General features: G+C 68.3%; 13 protein-coding genes. 9 read left to right on the plus strand and 4 right to left on the minus strand.

All coding sequences use genetic code 11. From position 1 onward, the window contains the following. Window positions 1-58 precede the first annotated feature (58 nt). The gene (mfd, locus tag FB464_RS02705) at window positions 59-3706 is read left to right on the plus strand and encodes a transcription-repair coupling factor (RefSeq protein ID WP_116415227.1); all 3648 of its coding nucleotides are present in this window, start codon (window positions 59-61) and stop codon (window positions 3704-3706) included. Between the two features lie 146 nt (window positions 3707-3852). Here mfd and FB464_RS02710 read toward each other — a convergent pair whose 3' ends face one another. The 3 genes from FB464_RS02710 to nhaA are packed head-to-tail and all read right to left on the minus strand — an operon-like array spanning window position 3853 to window position 6577. Further along, window positions 3853-4275 (minus strand): VOC family protein, encoded by a 423-nt coding sequence (locus FB464_RS02710; protein WP_116415226.1) that lies wholly within the window; start codon window positions 4273-4275, stop codon window positions 3853-3855. A 46-nt stretch (window positions 4276-4321) separates the two neighbouring features. Further along, window positions 4322-5215, minus strand: a complete 894-nt coding sequence (locus FB464_RS02715) for an EamA family transporter (protein WP_246092892.1) — start codon at window positions 5213-5215, stop codon at window positions 4322-4324. A gap of 9 nt (window positions 5216-5224) precedes the next feature. Beyond that, window positions 5225-6577, minus strand: coding sequence for a Na+/H+ antiporter NhaA (nhaA, locus tag FB464_RS02720; protein ID WP_116415225.1), 1353 nt, complete (start codon window positions 6575-6577; stop codon window positions 5225-5227). Window positions 6578-6701: 124 nt separating this feature from the next. Between nhaA and FB464_RS02725 the strand changes: the two genes are divergently transcribed. Further along, a complete protein-coding gene (locus FB464_RS02725; RefSeq protein WP_116415224.1) occupies window positions 6702-7397 on the plus strand; it encodes a nucleoside triphosphate pyrophosphohydrolase in 696 nt (231 codons plus the stop codon). Here the strand turns inward: FB464_RS02725 and FB464_RS02730 are convergent. Beyond that, the gene (locus FB464_RS02730; RefSeq protein WP_116415223.1) at window positions 7356-8651 is read right to left on the minus strand and encodes an acyltransferase family protein; all 1296 of its coding nucleotides are present in this window, start codon (window positions 8649-8651) and stop codon (window positions 7356-7358) included. The two genes, FB464_RS02725 and FB464_RS02730, sit on opposite strands and share 42 nt — an antisense overlap. Before the next feature lie 190 nt (window positions 8652-8841). Between FB464_RS02730 and hisS the strand changes: the two genes are divergently transcribed. The 7 genes from hisS to FB464_RS02765 all read left to right on the plus strand — a co-directional run bounded on the left by hisS (window position 8842) and on the right by FB464_RS02765 (window position 15996). Beyond that, window positions 8842-10116: a histidine--tRNA ligase gene (hisS, locus tag FB464_RS02735; protein ID WP_116415222.1), complete on the plus strand. Its 1275-nt coding sequence runs from the start codon at window positions 8842-8844 to the stop codon at window positions 10114-10116. 66 nt (window positions 10117-10182) lie between these two features. Then, the gene (locus FB464_RS02740) at window positions 10183-10620 is read left to right on the plus strand and encodes a MarR family winged helix-turn-helix transcriptional regulator (protein WP_116415221.1); all 438 of its coding nucleotides are present in this window, start codon (window positions 10183-10185) and stop codon (window positions 10618-10620) included. A 2-nt stretch (window positions 10621-10622) separates the two neighbouring features. Then, entirely contained in the window at window positions 10623-11981 is a 1359-nt protein-coding gene (locus tag FB464_RS02745) for an MFS transporter (protein ID WP_116415220.1), read from the plus strand. A gap of 72 nt (window positions 11982-12053) precedes the next feature. After that, window positions 12054-13334 carry a phosphopyruvate hydratase gene (eno, locus tag FB464_RS02750; RefSeq protein ID WP_116415219.1) on the plus strand — a complete coding sequence of 427 codons (1281 nt, stop codon included), beginning with the start codon at window positions 12054-12056 and terminating at the stop codon, window positions 13332-13334. A 56-nt stretch (window positions 13335-13390) separates the two neighbouring features. Beyond that, window positions 13391-13948, plus strand: a complete 558-nt coding sequence (locus FB464_RS02755) for an FtsB family cell division protein (RefSeq protein ID WP_116415218.1) — start codon at window positions 13391-13393, stop codon at window positions 13946-13948. Beyond that, window positions 13945-14478, plus strand: a complete 534-nt coding sequence (locus FB464_RS02760; protein ID WP_116415217.1) for a DUF501 domain-containing protein — start codon at window positions 13945-13947, stop codon at window positions 14476-14478. The genes FB464_RS02755 and FB464_RS02760 overlap by 4 nt, the downstream gene beginning before the upstream one ends. Window positions 14479-14574: 96 nt before the next feature. Continuing rightward, the gene (locus FB464_RS02765; protein WP_116415216.1) at window positions 14575-15996 is read left to right on the plus strand and encodes an NAD(P)/FAD-dependent oxidoreductase; all 1422 of its coding nucleotides are present in this window, start codon (window positions 14575-14577) and stop codon (window positions 15994-15996) included. The last annotated feature ends 1 nt before the right edge of the window (window position 15997 follow it).

A 15997-nucleotide genomic window follows, 5' to 3' on the forward strand; every position in this document is an offset into this window, starting at 1 on the left:
CGCACGCTGTCGGCGCAAGCCCGGCCGGGTGTCGGAGGGGAGCCGTAGAATTGGGTACGTGATCCTTCAGGGCTTGATTCCGGCGCTTTCGCGCGCCTCCACGTTCGACCGTGCCCTGGCGGAAGCCGGACGAGATGCCGACTTCTCGCTCACCGACGGGCTGCGGGCGCCGCTTCTCGCCGGGCTCCTGGCGCAGCGCGCGGAACGGGGACTCCCGGAGGCGCTCTTCGTGGTGACGGCAACCGGGCGCGACTCGGAGAGTCTGCGCGCGAGCCTCGAGTGCCTGGCGCCGGGTGCCGACATCCTCGAGTTCCCGGCGTGGGAGACACTGCCGCATGAGCGGCTGAGTCCGAGCGCCGAGATCGTGGGCAAGCGCATCGCCGCGCTCCGCCGCCTCGACGAGTGGACCGCCGAGACGGCAGCTGCCGATGCGAAGGTGAAGGGCGCAGAACGTCCCCGGCCGCTTGTCGTCGTGGCGTCGGTTCGTGCCGCGCTCCAGCCCCTGGCCGACAACCTCACCGAGCACCAGCCCGTGCGGTTGGTGAAGGGCGGCCGCGGTTACGATCTCGCGAGCCTGGTCGGCGAACTCGTCGAACTCGCCTACTCGCGGGTCGACATGGTCACCCGTCGCGGCGAGTTCGCGGTGCGCGGCGGCATCCTCGACATCTTCCCGGCCGTCTCCGAGCACCCCGTGCGGGTCGACTTCTTCGGCGACGAGATCGAGGAGATCCGCGGCTTCTCGGTCGCCGACCAGCGTTCGCTCGAGAACCAGTTCGACCACGTCGAGCTGCCGCCGAGCCGCGAGCTCTTGCTCAGCGAGTCCGTGAAGCAGCGCGCGCGGGAGATGCAGCACGAGTTCCCGAGCCTGTCGGGGCTGCTGGAGAAGATCGGCCAGGGCATCCCCGTCGAGGGGATGGAGTCGCTTGCCCCTGCGCTGCTCGATCGACTCGTCACGGTCACCCACTACTTGCCAGCCGGTGCCGCGATCGCCGTCATCTCGCCCGAACGGGTGGCAAGTCGGGCTGTCAGCCTGACGGAGACGAACCGCGAGTTCCTCTCCGCCGCCTGGAACGCCGCCACCGCAGGAGCCGAGGCTCCGATCGACCTGGCTTCGGGCGAATTCATCACGCTGAACGACCTGCGCGACGCCGCCGGCATCCACCGCCCGTGGTGGACTCTCAGTACGTTCGACAGCGGAACGGCATCCGTCGACGAACACCTGGAAGCGATCGTGGGCACCGATGCGCACTACTTGAGAATCCAGGCTGACGCCGTTCCGAGCTTCCAGGGCAACGTCGAGGGTGCGCTCGATCATGTGGCGAGCCGGATGCACGACGGCTGGAGTGTCGCGGTCGTCGCGGCGGGCACCGGTCTCGTCGAACGCGCGGCCGACGTCCTGGCCGAACGCGAACTGCCTGCGCGCGTGGTCGAGCAGTTCCCGGCCGCACCCGAGCCGGGAATCGCCTACCTCGTGAAGGCCACCGTCGAGAGCGGCTTCGAGCTGCCCGAGATCAAGCTCGCGCTGATCAGTGAGAACGAGTTCTACGGTCGGAGCGCCGGATACGACGCCCGCCAGGTGAAGAAGCTGGCGACGCGCCGCAAGAATGTCGTCGACCCCTTGCAGCTGAAGGCCGGAGACATCGTCGTGCACCAGACGCACGGCATCGGCAAGTTCCTCGAACTCGTGCAACGCGAGGTGTCGAGCGGCGGCCGCAACCCGGTGAAGAGCACCCGCGAATACCTGCTGATCGAGTACGCGCCCTCGAAGCGCGGCTACCCCGGTGACAAGCTCTACGTTCCCACCGACCAGCTCGACCTGCTCACCCGGTACGTCGGGGGAGAGGCGCCCGCCCTGTCGAAGATGGGCGGCAGCGACTGGTCGGCGGCGAAGACGAAGGCACGGAAGGCCGTGCGCGACATCGCCGTCGAGCTCGTGAAGCTCTACTCGGCACGCATGGCGTCGAAGGGCTACGCGTTCGGCCCCGACACCCCCTGGCAGCGGGAGCTCGAGGAGGCGTTCCCGTTTGCCGAGACGCCCGACCAGCTCACCACGATCGACGAGGTCAAGGCCGACATGGAGCGGCCGATCCCGATGGACCGCCTTCTCGCCGGTGACGTGGGCTTCGGCAAGACCGAGGTCGCCGTGCGCGCCGCATTCAAGGCCATCCAGGAGGGCAAGCAGGTCGCGATGCTCGTGCCGACCACCCTTCTCGTGCGCCAGCATCTCGAGACCTTCACCGAACGTTTCGCCGGTTTCCCTGTGCACACCCGTGCGCTCTCGCGGTTCCAGACCGACAAGGAGGCCCGCGAGACGATCAAAGGCCTCGAAGACGGCACCATCGATATGGTGATCGGCACCCACCGCATCCTCGCCGAAGCGATGACGTTCAAAGACCTCGGCCTCGTGATCATCGACGAAGAGCAGCGTTTCGGTGTCGAACACAAAGACAAGCTGAAGAAACTCAAGACGAACGTCGACATCCTCTCGATGAGCGCCACGCCCATCCCTCGCACCCTCGAGATGGCGGTGACGGGCATCCGCGAGATGTCGACGCTCGCGACGCCGCCCGAAGACCGGCACCCGATCCTCACCTATGTCGGCCCGAACTCCGACCGGCAGATCGCGGCCGCCATCCATCGGGAGATGCTCCGCGAGGGGCAGGTCTTCTTCGTGCACAACCGGGTCTCATCGATCAACCGGGTCGCGGCGCACATCGCCGAGCTGGTTCCGGATGCCCGTATCGCCGTCGCCCACGGGCAGCTGCCTGAGCACCTGCTCGAACAGGTGATCGTGGACTTCTGGGAACGCAAGTTCGACGTGCTCGTCTCGACCACAATCATCGAGACCGGGCTCGACATTCCGAACGCCAACACGCTGATCATCGACCGTGCAGACAAGTACGGCCTGTCGCAGTTGCACCAGCTGCGCGGGCGGGTCGGGCGCGGCCGCGAGCGGGCGTATGCGTACTTCCTCTACGACGAGCTGAAGCCGCTTTCGGAGACCGCGCACGACCGCCTCTCGACGATCGCGGCGAACAACGAGCTCGGCTCCGGCATGCAGGTCGCCCTGAAAGACCTCGAGATCCGCGGGGCGGGCAACCTGCTCGGCGGCGAACAGTCGGGCCACATCGCGGGTGTCGGTTTCGACCTCTACCTCCGGATGATCGGGGAGGCCGTCTCGACGTTCCGCGGCGATGTCGCAGAAGGCCAGACCGAGTTGCGGCTAGAACTGCCGGTGGATGCGCACATCCCCGAAGGGTACGTCGACAGCGAGCGGCTGCGGCTGGAGGCCTACCAGAAGCTCTCGACCGCCTCGTCGCCGGCCGCGGCGGACGGCCAGATCGACCAGGTGCTCGAAGAGCTGACCGACCGGTACGGCGAACCGCCGGAGCAGGTCACGAACCTGATCACGGTCTCGAAACTGCGCCGGCTCGCCCAGCGCACCGGGCTCAGCGAGGTCGTGGCGATGGGGTCGAATCTGCGCGTGGCGCCTGCGGCGCTGGCGGATTCGGTGCAGGCCAGGCTCCGGCGGATGTACCCGTCCGCGAAGTACATGGCGGCGGCTGCAGCACTGTCGGTTCCGATGCCGGTCGTGAACGGGCATCCGCTGCCCGACGCGGAACTCATCGCGTGGGTCGAGAGCCTGCTCGGCGCGATCTTCCCGGCGCCCGCGGTTCCGGCCGCAGCGGCGGCGCCCGCCGAGTAGCCCCGGCTCACCCCCGCCCGGTAGCGCCCACCCCACCCGCACCCCCCCCTCGGGGAGTCGATTTCTCCACCAAAATCGGCTTTTTGCCGGAGAAATCGACTCCCCGATCGGTGAGCGGGGCGGGAGGGGGGGCGAGGCGGGTCGGGTCAGAGGTTCTCGCCGCGGTAGCTGCCGACGCTCCAGGCGTTGCCCTCGGGGTCGGTGAACGAGAACTCGCTGCCGCCGTAGCTCTGCTCGGTGAGGGGGCGGATGATCGTCCACCCGGCCGCGCTCACCCGGTCGAAGACCGCCCGGGGTTCGTCGGTACTGAGGTAGGTCGTCGAGGTTCCCGGGCCGCCGACCGTTCCCGACCATCCGGTGCCGCCGGTGTCGCTGCCGAACATGATTCCGCCGCCGCCCGGCCAGAGCAGTTCGGCGTGCGCGATGTCGCGCTCGGGATCCCCGGCGACGTCGCCCCGGTAGACGACGTGTTCGGTGAACCCGATGGTCTCGACGAGCCAGGCCAGCGCGGCTGCCGCGTCATGGAAGCGGAAGGTGGGCCAGACTCCCGGCGCTGGTGTCTTCGTCATGGCGAACAGCCTGCCACCCGGGACGGCGGATCGCCAGAGGTCGGCGTCACGCCAGCGGCTCCGCAGGAGCGATGACCCGCCGCCGCGCCGCGGTGCGCACTGCTCCGATGCTCGCAGCGATGACCAGCGCGATCGCCACCGCCTCGACCCAGGTCAGCGCTTGGCCGAGGATGGCGAGCCCGGCCAGTGCCGCGATCGCGGGCGCGAGGCTCATCAGGATCGAGAACGTCGCCTCTGGGATGCGCCGCAAGGCCAGCAGCTCGAACGCGTACGGGATCGTCGAGGAGAGGAGAGCAACCGCCAGGCCGAGCAGCAGTACCCGGGGCTCGACGAGGGCGGATCCGGCCGTCAGCAACCCGAACGGCAGGGAGATGATGGCTCCGACCACCATCGCGATCGCGATGCCGTCGAGCTTCGGGAATCGGGCCCCGGTGCGCGCCGAGAGCAGGATGTAGGCCGCCCAGAAGACCCCGGTTCCTGCGGCGAAGGCGACGCCGACCGGGTCGAGGGCGTCCGCACCGCCCTGGCTGAGCAGTGCGACGCCCGCGAAAGCGAGGACCGCCCAGAGCCAGGCGGAAGCGCGCCGGCTCACGACGACCGAGAGCACCAGCGGCCCGAGAACCTCGATGGTGACGGTGGTTCCGAGCGGCAACCTGTCGAGCGCGGTGTAGAACATCATGTTCATGCCGCCCACCGTGAGACCGAAGGCGACCACGATCATCCAGTCGCTGCGGCTGTATCCCCGAAGCCGGGGGCGGCAGAGGGCCATCAGGACGAGCGCGGAGAACCCGAGGCGGAGTGTCACCATGCCGAGAGCGCCGACGGTCGGGAACAGCGTGATCGCGAACGACGCGCCGATCTCCTGGCAGAGCAGCCCCGCAACGACAAGCCCGATGGGCCCGAGTGTGCCGGCTCGGAGGCTCAGGGCGGTGGATGTCACGCCCTCACGTTACCGTTCGGAGGGTCCCGGGTCGGTTCTGTCGTCTGCTCTGCCGTACGCGTCCGCCTCCGCCAGCTCGGCCTTGGCGTAGTGCCGGTTGCGGGGGCGGAGCACCACGGTGGCGAGCAGAGCGGCGAGCACGGACGCGACCAGGATGGCCACCTTGGCGTCGTCGTCGTGCACGCTGCCGATGCCGAAACTGAGTTCCGCGACGAGGAGCGAGACGGTGAACCCGATCCCGCCGAGCAGGGCGACCCCGGTGAGATCGATCCACCGGATGCTCGGATCGAGTTGCGCGCGGGTCGCCCGGGTGGTGACCCAGGTCGTGAGCAGGATGCCGACGGGTTTGCCGAGCACCAGGGCGGCGACGATGCCGATCGTCACCGGACTCGAGAGCGCGGTGGTGAAGCCGTCGAGCCCGCCGATGGTGACACCTGCGGCGAAGAACGCGAAGACCGGCACGGCGAAGCCGGTGGAGATCGGGCGGAAACGGTGCTCGAAGATCTCGGACAGCCCGGGTCCCGCCTCCGGCCCGCCGCTGGCCTTGCTCCGGATCACCGGGATCGCGAAGCCGAGCAGCACCCCCGCGATGGTCGCGTGGATCCCCGACGCGTGGATCAGAGCCCAGACGGCCACTGCGATCGGCAGCAGGATCAGCCAGGCCGCCGCCTGGTGCCGGCCGAAGAACCGGCGGAACCGCTGGGCGAGAACGGTGTAGAGGGCGAGCGGGAGCAGAGCGAGCAGCAGGGGTACGAACTGGATCTCGCTGGTGTACACGAAGGCGATGATCGCGATGGCGATGAGGTCGTCGACCACCGCGAGTGTGAGCAGGAAGATGCGGAGTGCGCTCGGCAGCCGGGAGCCGACGATCGCGAGCACGGCCACGGCGAAGGCGATGTCTGTCGCGGTGGGGATCGCCCAGCCGGTGATGGCTTCCGGGTCGGCGAGGTTGATCGCCAGGTAGATGAGGGCGGGGACGATCACGCCGCCGACCGCAGCGGAGACCGGCACGATCGCCTTGCTGAACTGGCGGAGCTCGCCCGCGACGAACTCCCGTTTAAGCTCGAGCCCGACCAGGAAGAAGAAGATCGCCAGCAGACCGTCTGATGCCCACTGGCCGAGGCTCAGATGCAGGTGCAGAGCCTCCGGCCCGATCTCGAAGTCCCGGAGCGCGAAGTAGCTGTCAGCGAACGGAGTGTTGGCCCAGATGACAGCGATGGCCGCCGCGACCACGAGGATCACGCCGCCGACCGTTTCTTTACGGAGGATCTCGCCGAGACGGGACGATTCGGCCGAACGGTCTGCGGCGAACAGGCCGGGCTTCGTGTCGGGGGTGCCCGCGGGCGGTGAGTGCTGGGTCATGGTGCCTCTCGGAAGGGTCGAAGAAGTTTCTGCCGACCAGACTTCCCGGCTCACCGGTTACAGTCTAACGACAGTGCTCAACCGGCCGGCGTGACCCGCGCCGACCGATGGATGTGAGGCCCGCGTGACAGACCAGTACCCCTCCAGGCTCGACGAACTGATCGCCGTCACCGCTCGGCTGCGCGCGCCGGGTGGATGCCCGTGGGACGCCGAGCAGACCCACGAGTCGCTCGTGCAGTACCTCGTCGAGGAGTCGCACGAGCTGGTCGAGGCGATCGAGGTGGGCACACGCGACGACCTGCTCGAGGAGCTCGGCGACGTGCTCTACCAGGTGATCTTCCACGCCGATCTCGCCGCTCACACGCCGGGCGAGGGCTTCGACATCCAGGATGTCGCGGCTCACATGACCGCGAAGATGGTGGGGCGGCATCCGCATGTCTTCGGCGACCGGATCGCGCACACGGCTGCCGACGTGGTGGGAATGTGGGACGACCTGAAGGCCGTCGAGAAGCCGGGCCGCACAAGCGTGCTCGACGGGATCCCCCAGGGGATGCCCTCGCTCGCGCTCGCGGACAAGGTGATCGGCAAGGCGCAGAAGATCGGCCTGCTCGACGCCGACGCCCCGGCGGGCATCCCGGTCAGCGACGAAGACGAGCTCGGTTCGCTGCTGCTCGCCGTGGTTGCTTCGGCCAAGGCGCAGGGGCTCGATGCCGAACGCGCGCTGCGGTCGACGCTCCGGGGACTGCAGGATGAGATCCGCGAGGCGGAGGCTCAGGATTCAGCCGACGCGGGCATCATCGCGCTGCCGTCTGTCGACTGATGCCCCGGGCCAGCGCCCGAGCAGCAGCACCGCAATCGCGTAGAACACCGCGCCGAGCACGGCGAACGGCAGGTCGAGGAAGAACTCCATCACGCAGAACGCCGGCACGAACGTGAGCACGGCGGCCAGCGCGACGATCGGCCCCGGGGGAGTGGGCCCCACCTCGCGCGGCTTCTCGAACCGCCCGACCAGGAACGACAACCCGAACAGCGCCGCCATGACGATCACGAAAAAGACGGGGCGGCTCCACCACCAGGCCGGGCCCGCCGGAGCGGGGGATGCCCCGGGGATGAGCAGCGCGATCCCTGAGAGAATGATGATCACGGGCAGGTGCCAGAGGTAGATCGTCATCAGCCGCGATCCGACGACGAAGACGAAGGCGCGCGCGGCGTGCGTGTTCATGAGGGCTGCCAGCGCCGGTCGCAGCAGCCTCAGGATGCACGCCTGACCGAGGGCGAGCGCGACCAGGGGCAGCGTGGGAGGGTTCAGGTTCGTGAGCATGTCGTCGCTGTACGGGCCCAGACCGGTCAGCGGGAACAGGGTCGCGTACGCGGCGGCGGCGACCAGCACCAGCTGCCACCAGGCGCGTCGGTCGAACCATCCGTCGGCGTACCAGAAGCCCAACTGCTGCACCAGCAGCCAGACGAAGAAGAGGTTCAGCAGGCCGACGGCGTCGATCCCGCTGGAGTAGCGCAGGGCATCCACGACCACCGCACCGGCGAGCAGCACGACCAGGGTGAGGCGCGGGGCTCGCGCATGCCAGCGGGCCATTGCGGGCACGAGCGCCTGGCAGAGACCGTAGGCGGCGAGGAACCAGAGCGGCGAGCCGGCCCCGACGACGACGGTGTCGAGCAGGGTCGGGTCGATACCGATGAGCCGCGCCCCGCCGATGACGGCCACGTAGAACACGAAGAGGGGGAGGGCGGGCTGGGCGAGGCGCAGAACCCGGGTGCGCACGAAGTCGGCGGGGGTGCCTCCGCGGCGAACGGAGCTCCGCCAGGCTGTGATGCTCGCGAACCCGCCGACCACGAAGAAGAGCGGCATGATCTGGCCCTCCCACGTCACGGGCGCGAACCACCACTGCTGCTCGAGGGGGCGCGAAACAGTGAGTTGGCCGTCGGCCGCGAACCCGACGCCGACCATGAGCAGGTGGATGATCACCACGAGCAGCACGCAGAACACCCGCGCGATGTCGAGCGTCAGGTCGCGTTTGGAGAGGTCGATCGACGACGTTGTCAGACTGGCGGAACTCATGCGAACAATATAGGGGACGCGAGCTTTCGTCAGCCGCGGCGGCGCGGTGCCGGCATCCGGGCACCGACGAACGGGCGAGGATGGTGCGGCACGCCCCGCTCCGCGGCACCCTGTCCGCTGAGGCTCGTCCGTTTGTCGGCCGACAGCGGGCAGGACGGGGAAGGCTCCGCGCGACTGGCAGAATTGGGGCATGGCTCAGGCAATCACCCCGCCCCGCGGCATGCGCGACTTCCTTCCGGCAGAGAAGGCGACGCGCGAGCGTGCGCTCGGCATCATCCGCCGCTCCTACACCGCGCACGGGTTCGACGAGATCGAGACGCCCGTGATGGAGGACATCGAGCGCCTGCACTCCGGCCTCGGCGGGGACAACGAAAAGCTGAGCTTCAGCGTGATGAAGCGTGCGCTCAGCAAGAGCGACCTCGAGGAGGCGGCCGAGTTCGAGGCGCCCGAATTCCTCGCCGACCTGGGGCTCCGGTTCGACCTCACGGTTCCGCTCGCACGGTTCTACGCGAGCCACCGCGGGGAGTTGCCGAGCGTCTTCCGGGCCATCCAGATCGCGCCGGTCTGGCGTGCGGAGCGCCCGCAGAAGGGTCGCTACCGCCAGTTCGTGCAGTGCGACATCGACATCATCGGCGAGCCAGGCCAGCTGGCCGAGGCGGAGATCATCACGGCGACGCTCGCCACGCTCGACGAGCTGGGGCTGGCCGGCTGCACGATCCGCATCAACGACCGTCGGCTGCTCACGGCGATGCTGGACGTCTTCGGATTCGCTCCGGCTGAACATCCACAGGTTCTGATCACGGTCGACAAGCTCGACAAGGTGGGCCAGGACGGCGTCGTCGCCGAACTGCGCGAGCGCGCCGTCACACCGGCCGCCGTCGATGCGCTCGACGCGTTCTTCCACCGCATCACGACCCAGGAGTTCAACCCGTTCGGCGTGCGTGCGATCACGAAGGCCCTGCCGGCGGGGGTCGACCCCGAGCTCATCGCCGAGCTGGCCGCGCTCGCAGAGGTCGTCGACAAGGCGTACCTGCAGTTCGACCCGTTCCTCGTGCGCGGCATGGGCTACTACACGGGCACGATCTTCGAGATCGCGCACCCCGACTTCTCGTTCTCGCTCGGGGGAGGAGGTCGTTACGACGGCATGATCGGCCGTTTCCTCGGTACGGATGTCGCGGCCTGCGGCTTCTCGATCGGATTCGAGCGCATCGTCGACCTCCTGCAGGCCGACGCCGTCGGGGCTCCGGATGCCCTGCTGCTCCTGCACGACGCATCCGCGACGCCGGCGCAACTGGTCGGGTTGAAGACGCAGCTGATCGCCTCGGGAACCCGTGTGCGGCTCGAGAAGCGGACGAAGAACACGAAGGCGCAGCTCGACCGCGCGGCAGCCGGCGGGTTCACCTCGTTCGCGTTCGTCGGCCCCGACACCCACGCCGAGGCAGACCTCGAGGTCAAGGCGATCTAATCTTCTACATCTCGTAGAAAAAGTGAGGATTTGGACGTTAGATAGTTCGGCTATACAATCAAGTACGTGAACAGCGAACTTTCTGAACTTCTGGGCGACCTCGTAGCCGTCACCCACCGCCTCACCCGTCTCGCGGCCCAGGCCACGGGGGAGACCACGCCGCCCGCCTCGTGGCGGACGCTCAGCGTGCTCACCTCCGCCGGGCCCATGCGCCTCGGCGAACTCGCGAACGCGAGCCGCGTCAGCCAGCCGACGATGACCAGGATCGTCGCCAACCTCAACGAGCTCGAATGGATCAAGCGCATCGCCGATTCATCCGACGCCCGCGCCTGGCAGATCGCCATCGCGCCGAAGGGCCAGGTCGCGTTGAACGATTGGCGTTTCCGCCTCGGCGTCGCCCTCGAACCCCTCTTCTCCGACCTCACGCACCGTGAGCTCGAAGTTCTCAGCCAGGCCACCGAGCTCATCGGCGACCGTATAGACGTACAGGAGCTTGCAGCCTAATCATGACAACCGTCGGATCCTCCCAGGGCTCCGCGACCCCCGCCACACCGACGAAGGCCGCTTCAGCCGCACAGACAGCACCCGCACCCACTACGCACGGCCCCGGAAGCTCAGGCCACGGCCACGGCCACGGCCACGGCGGTGGCGGGGCATCCATCCTGCACCAGCCGAAAGCCGTCTGGGCCGTCGCCTTCGCGAGCGTCATCGCGTTCATGGGCATCGGCCTGGTCGACCCGATCCTGCCGGCCATCGCCGAAGCGCTCCAGGCCAGCCCGACGCAGACCTCGCTGCTCTTCACGAGCTACCTCGTCATCACCGGCCTCGCGATGCTCATCACGAGCTTCGTCTCGAGCCGGATCGGTGCCAAGAAGACCCTGCTCATCGGTCTCGCCCTGATCGTCGTGTTCGCGGCCCTCGCCGGGCTCGCCGGCAGCGTCGAGGGTGTCATCGGGTTCCGCGGCGGCTGGGGGCTCGGCAACGCGTTCTTCATCTCCACGGCCCTCGCCACCATCGTCGGCGCCGCGAGCGGCGGAGCGTCGAGCGCCATCGTGCTGTACGAGGCCGCCCTCGGTCTCGGTATCGCGATCGGTCCACTGCTCGGTGGCCTGCTCGGCTCGATCAGCTGGCGCGGCCCGTTCTTCGGAACCGCCGTGCTCATGGCCATCGGCTTCATCGCGATCGCGGTCCTGCTGAAGAAGGACGAGAAGGTCGACCGGGTTCCGACCCGCCTCAGTGCGCCGATCCGGGCACTGGCGAACCCGAGCATCCGCCTGCTCGCCTTCACCGCCCTGTTCTACAACATGGGCTTCTTCACCCTGCTGGCCTACACGCCGTTCCCGCTCGGCCTCAACGCGATCGGCCTGGGCTTCACCTTCTTCGGCTGGGGGATCGGAGTCGCGGTCACCTCGGTGTTCGTCGCCCCTCTGCTGACCCGTCGGATGAAGCGCACCACAGCCCTGACCGGGGCGCTCGTGCTGCTCGCGCTCGACCTCGTCGCGGGTGGGCTCCTCATCTCCTCCACAGTCGGCCTCATCGTCTGCATTGTCGTCGGCGGCCTGATGCTCGGAATCATCAATACCGTGCTCACCGAGTCGGTCATGATGGCGACCGACCTGCCGCGCACCGTCGCGTCGTCGGCCTACTCGGCCGTGCGGTTCCTCGGCGGTGCCATCGCTCCGCCCGCCGCAGCAGCGCTGGCCGTGGCCGTCAGCCCCGGGTTCCCGATGTACGCGGCTGCCGGCTCGGTGATCGTGGCCGCCCTGTTCGTCGTCATCGGACGGAAGACCCTCCGCCGGGTCGACGCCGGCGGCGAGGAGACCGAGTTCGAGGAGGCCCAGGCGCTGAGCGTCGGCGAGGAGTAGATCGGTAGACTGGTGCCACCGGATGCTCGCCTGCTGCGACATCCGTCACAGAACTCATAAGGAGACAATCCAGTGGCATTGATCGAAGCCGTAGGCGCTCGCGAGATCCTCGATTCGCGCGGCAACCCGACCATCGAGGTCGAGGTTCTGCTCGACGACGGCGTGGTTTCCCGCGCTGCCGTCCCGTCCGGAGCATCCACCGGTGCCTTCGAAGCCTACGAGCTCCGCGACGGCGACAAGAGCCGCTACCTCGGCAAGGGCGTGCTGAAGGCCGTCGACGCCGTGATCGACGAGCTCGGCCCGGCGCTGGAAGGCTTCGACGCCAGCGACCAGCGCCTCGTCGACGGTGCGATGATCGCGCTCGACGGCACCGAGAACAAGAGCCGCCTCGGCGCGAACTCGATCCTCGGCGTCTCGCTCGCCGTCGCCCGGGCCGCTGCCGACTCGGCCGACCTGCCCCTGTTCCGCTACGTCGGCGGCCCGAACGCCCACGTGCTGCCCGTGCCGATGATGAACATCATCAACGGTGGGTCGCACGCCGACTCGAACGTCGACATCCAGGAGTTCATGATCGCGCCGATCGGTGCCGAGACGTTCTCCGAGGCCCTCCGCTGGGGCGTCGAGACCTACCACGCGCTCAAGTCGCTGATGTCGAAGAAGGGCCTCTCGACGGGCCTCGGCGACGAGGGCGGCTTCGCGCCGAACCTGTCGTCGAACGCTGCGGCGCTCGACCTCATCCTCGAGGCGATCACGGCGGCGGGCTTCACCCCCGGCACCGACATCGCCCTGGCGATGGATGTCGCGGCGAGCGAGTTCTACCGCGACGGCGCCTACCAGTTCGAAGGCAAGGCCACGTCGTCGGTGGAACTCAGCAGCTACTTCGAGAACCTGCTGGCGAACTACCCGCTCGTCTCGATCGAAGACCCGCTCGAAGAAGACGACTGGGAGGGCTACCAGCACCTCACCTCGTCGATCGGCGGCAAGGTGCAGATCGTCGGTGACGACCTGTTCGTCACGAACCCGGTTCGCCTGGCCAAGGGCATCTCGCTGGGCGCCGGCAACTCGATGCTCGTCAAGGTCAACCAGATCGGCACGCTCACCGAGACGCTCGACGCGGTCTCCCTGGCGCAGCGTTCCGGCTACACCACGATGATGTCGCACCGTTCGGGTGAGACCGAGGACACGACCATCGCCGACCTCGCCGTCGCCACCAACTCGGGTCAGATCAAGACCGGTGCGCCTGCCCGCAGCGAGCGCGTCGCTAAGTACAATCAACTCCTGAGGATCGAAGAGGAGCTCGCCGAGGCGGCTGTCTACGCGGGCCGCACCGCGTTCCCGCGCTTCACCGCCTGATCGGGCAGAGCGCTCCAGCAGTAGGCGGTTCCACCGAACCGCGAGTGAGGAATTCCATGAGATCGACGGTCGGCAGGGCTCCGCGCTCCGCCGACCGCCGGTCGACCGGGGCCGCACCCACCAACTGGCTCCGCAGCATCCGGTTCTCCGGCTTCACCGTGCTGATGCTGGTCATCCTCGTGCTCTTCGTCGTGATCGTCGCGCCGGGTGCGCGGATCTTCATCGAACAGCGCCAGCAGATCGCCGACCTCCAGCAGAACCTGAAGGCTGCCGAGGCGCAGAACTCCAGCCTCACCTCGGATGTCGCGCGGTGGAGCGACCCCGCCTACATCCGGGCCGAGGCGCGCGACCGCCTCTACTACGTCATGCCCGGCGAAACCAGTTTCCTCGTGCTGAACGACACCGGCACGGGGCAGGCCGGCAGTACGGCACCGGTGTCGAGTGACATCCAGACCACACAGAGCGACTGGATCGCGTCGCTGCTGGTCTCCGGGCTCACCGCCGGCCTCAGCACCCAGACGCCCGACCAGCTCGGCCTCACGCCCACCGGCGCAGCGACCCCCGATGGAACGGCGCCCACCGGCGCGGCCACCCCCGACGGAACGACACAATGACAACGCCCCCGTTCGACGCTCCCACCCAGCTCGACATCCAGACCGTCTCGAACCAGCTCGGCAGGCAGGCGCGGAACGTGCTCGGTATCGCCGCGCGCTGCATCTGTGGCGCGCCGACCGTCGTCGCCACCGCCCCACGCCTCGACGACGGAACCCCGTTCCCCACGATGTACTACCTGAGCCACCCGGCCGCGACAGCCGCCATGTCCGACCTCGAGGCCGCCCAGATCATGCCCTCCCTCCAGCAACTCGTCGAATCCGACGAAGCGGTCGGTGCCGCGTACCTCGCCGCGCACGAGCAGTACCTCGCCGACCGGGAGAGCATTGCCGTCGTCGAGGAGATCGCCAACATCTCGGCCGGAGGGATGCCCGTGCGGGTCAAATGCCTGCACGCCCTCGCCGCGCACGCCCTCGCGGCGGGCCCCGGGGTGAACCCGATCGGCGATCTCGCCCTGGCGCGGGGGGACTGGTCGCCACTCGTCTGCGAGTGCAAGGAGTATCCTGTAGATGCGGCCAGCGCAGGCCATTGAACAACTCCGTGGCACACCAGTGCGATAACTCGTTCTGGCCCGTGGTGCGGAGGTAGTAGCCTGTTGGCTTGTACCTGACCGAGGAGAACCTTTACTGTGCCGAAAATCTTGATCGTCGGCGGCGGCTACGCCGGCTTCTACACCGCCTGGAAGCTCGAGAAGTGGTTGCGGAACGGCGAGGCTGAGGTCACCGTCGTCGACCCGCTGCCGTACATGACGTACCAGCCCTTCCTGCCCGAGATCGCATCCGGCTCGATCGAGCCCCGCCACGCGGTCGTCGCGCTCCGTCGCCACCTCAAGAAGACGACGATCATCGCCGGCAAGGTCGAGAAGATCACCCACGCCGACAAGACCGTCACGATCCACCCGAACATCGGCGAGGACTACGAGGTCGAGTACGACACCATCGTCGTCACCGCCGGCTCGGTCTCGCGTACGTTCCCGATCCCGGGTGTCGCAGACGAGGCCATCGGTCTGAAGACGATCGAGGAGGCCGTGGCCATCCGCGACCGCATCCTCACCAACTTCGACAAGGCTTCGCAGCTGCCCGAGGGACCCGAGCGCGACCGCCTGCTGACCTTCGTCGTCGTCGGCGGCGGCTTCGCCGGCATCGAGATCTTCGCCGAGATTCGCTCCTTCGCCAGCGCCCTGCTCGACAGCTATCCCGAGCTCGCCTTCGAGGACACCCACTTCCACCTGATCGAGGCCATGGGCCGCATCATGCCCGAGGTCTCGCTGAAGACCGCCGGCTGGGTCATCAAGAACCTCGCCGAGCGTGGCGCCCAGATCCACCTCGACACCCAGCTGAAATCCGCTGTCGGCGGTGTCGTCGAGCTGTCGACCGGTGAGAGCTTCGAGTCCGACACCATCGTCTGGACGGCCGGCGTCATGGCCAGCCCGATGCTGAAGAACACCGACCTCCCCATCGAGGAGCGCGGCCGCCTGCGCCTGCAGGCCGACCTCCGTGTCGTCGGTGACGACGGCATCGTTCCCGACGCCTGGGGTGCCGGCGACGTCTCGGCCGTGCCCGACCTCTCCGGTGGTGGTGTGGGCGGGTTCTGCGTACCGAATGCCCAGCACGCCGTGCGCCAGGGCAAGCAGCTCGCGAAGAACATCGTCGCCGAGCTCCGTGGTGAAGACGTCAAGGACTACTTCCACAAGAACGCTGGCGCGGTCGCCGGCCTCGGCCTCGGCGTCGGCGCTTTCCAGTCGGGCAAGATCGGTATCACCGGCTTCCCCGCCTGGGTCATGCACCGTGGCTACCACGGTCTCGCCATGCCGAGCTGGGAGCGCAAGATCCGCGTCATCGGCAACTGGGCGTTCAACCTCGTGCTCGGCCGCGACATCGCCTCGCTCGAGGCCCGGGTGCACCCGCGCGCAGCGTTCGAGGAGTTCGCGTCCCGTCCCCGTCCGGCTGCTCCCGCCGCTGCGGCGCCCGCCGCTCCTGCTGTCGGTGCTGGCACCCCAGGCCCCGCCGGTGCTCCGGTGCCGGTCGGTGGAGCGGTCTCGAAAGAGTAAC

Origin of the sequence: Subtercola boreus (assembly GCF_006716115.1) — a bacterium.
GTDB lineage: Bacteria > Actinomycetota > Actinomycetes > Actinomycetales > Microbacteriaceae > Subtercola > Subtercola boreus.

What these genes read in the sequence shown, in the direction of transcription:
- FB464_RS02755 (WP_116415218.1), top strand. Translation starts at nt 13,391, where the DNA reads ATGAGATCGACGGTCGGCAGGGCTCCGCGCTCCGCCGACCGCCGGTCG.
- hisS (WP_116415222.1), top strand. Translation starts at nt 8,842, where the DNA reads ATGGCTCAGGCAATCACCCCGCCCCGCGGCATGCGCGACTTCCTTCCG.
- FB464_RS02710 (WP_116415226.1), bottom strand. Translation starts at nt 4,275, where the DNA reads ATGACGAAGACACCAGCGCCGGGAGTCTGGCCCACCTTCCGCTTCCAT.
- FB464_RS02730 (WP_116415223.1), bottom strand. Translation starts at nt 8,651, where the DNA reads ATGAGTTCCGCCAGTCTGACAACGTCGTCGATCGACCTCTCCAAACGC.
- FB464_RS02760 (WP_116415217.1), top strand. Translation starts at nt 13,945, where the DNA reads ATGACAACGCCCCCGTTCGACGCTCCCACCCAGCTCGACATCCAGACC.
- FB464_RS02745 (WP_116415220.1), top strand. Translation starts at nt 10,623, where the DNA reads ATGACAACCGTCGGATCCTCCCAGGGCTCCGCGACCCCCGCCACACCG.
- nhaA (WP_116415225.1), bottom strand. Translation starts at nt 6,577, where the DNA reads ATGACCCAGCACTCACCGCCCGCGGGCACCCCCGACACGAAGCCCGGC.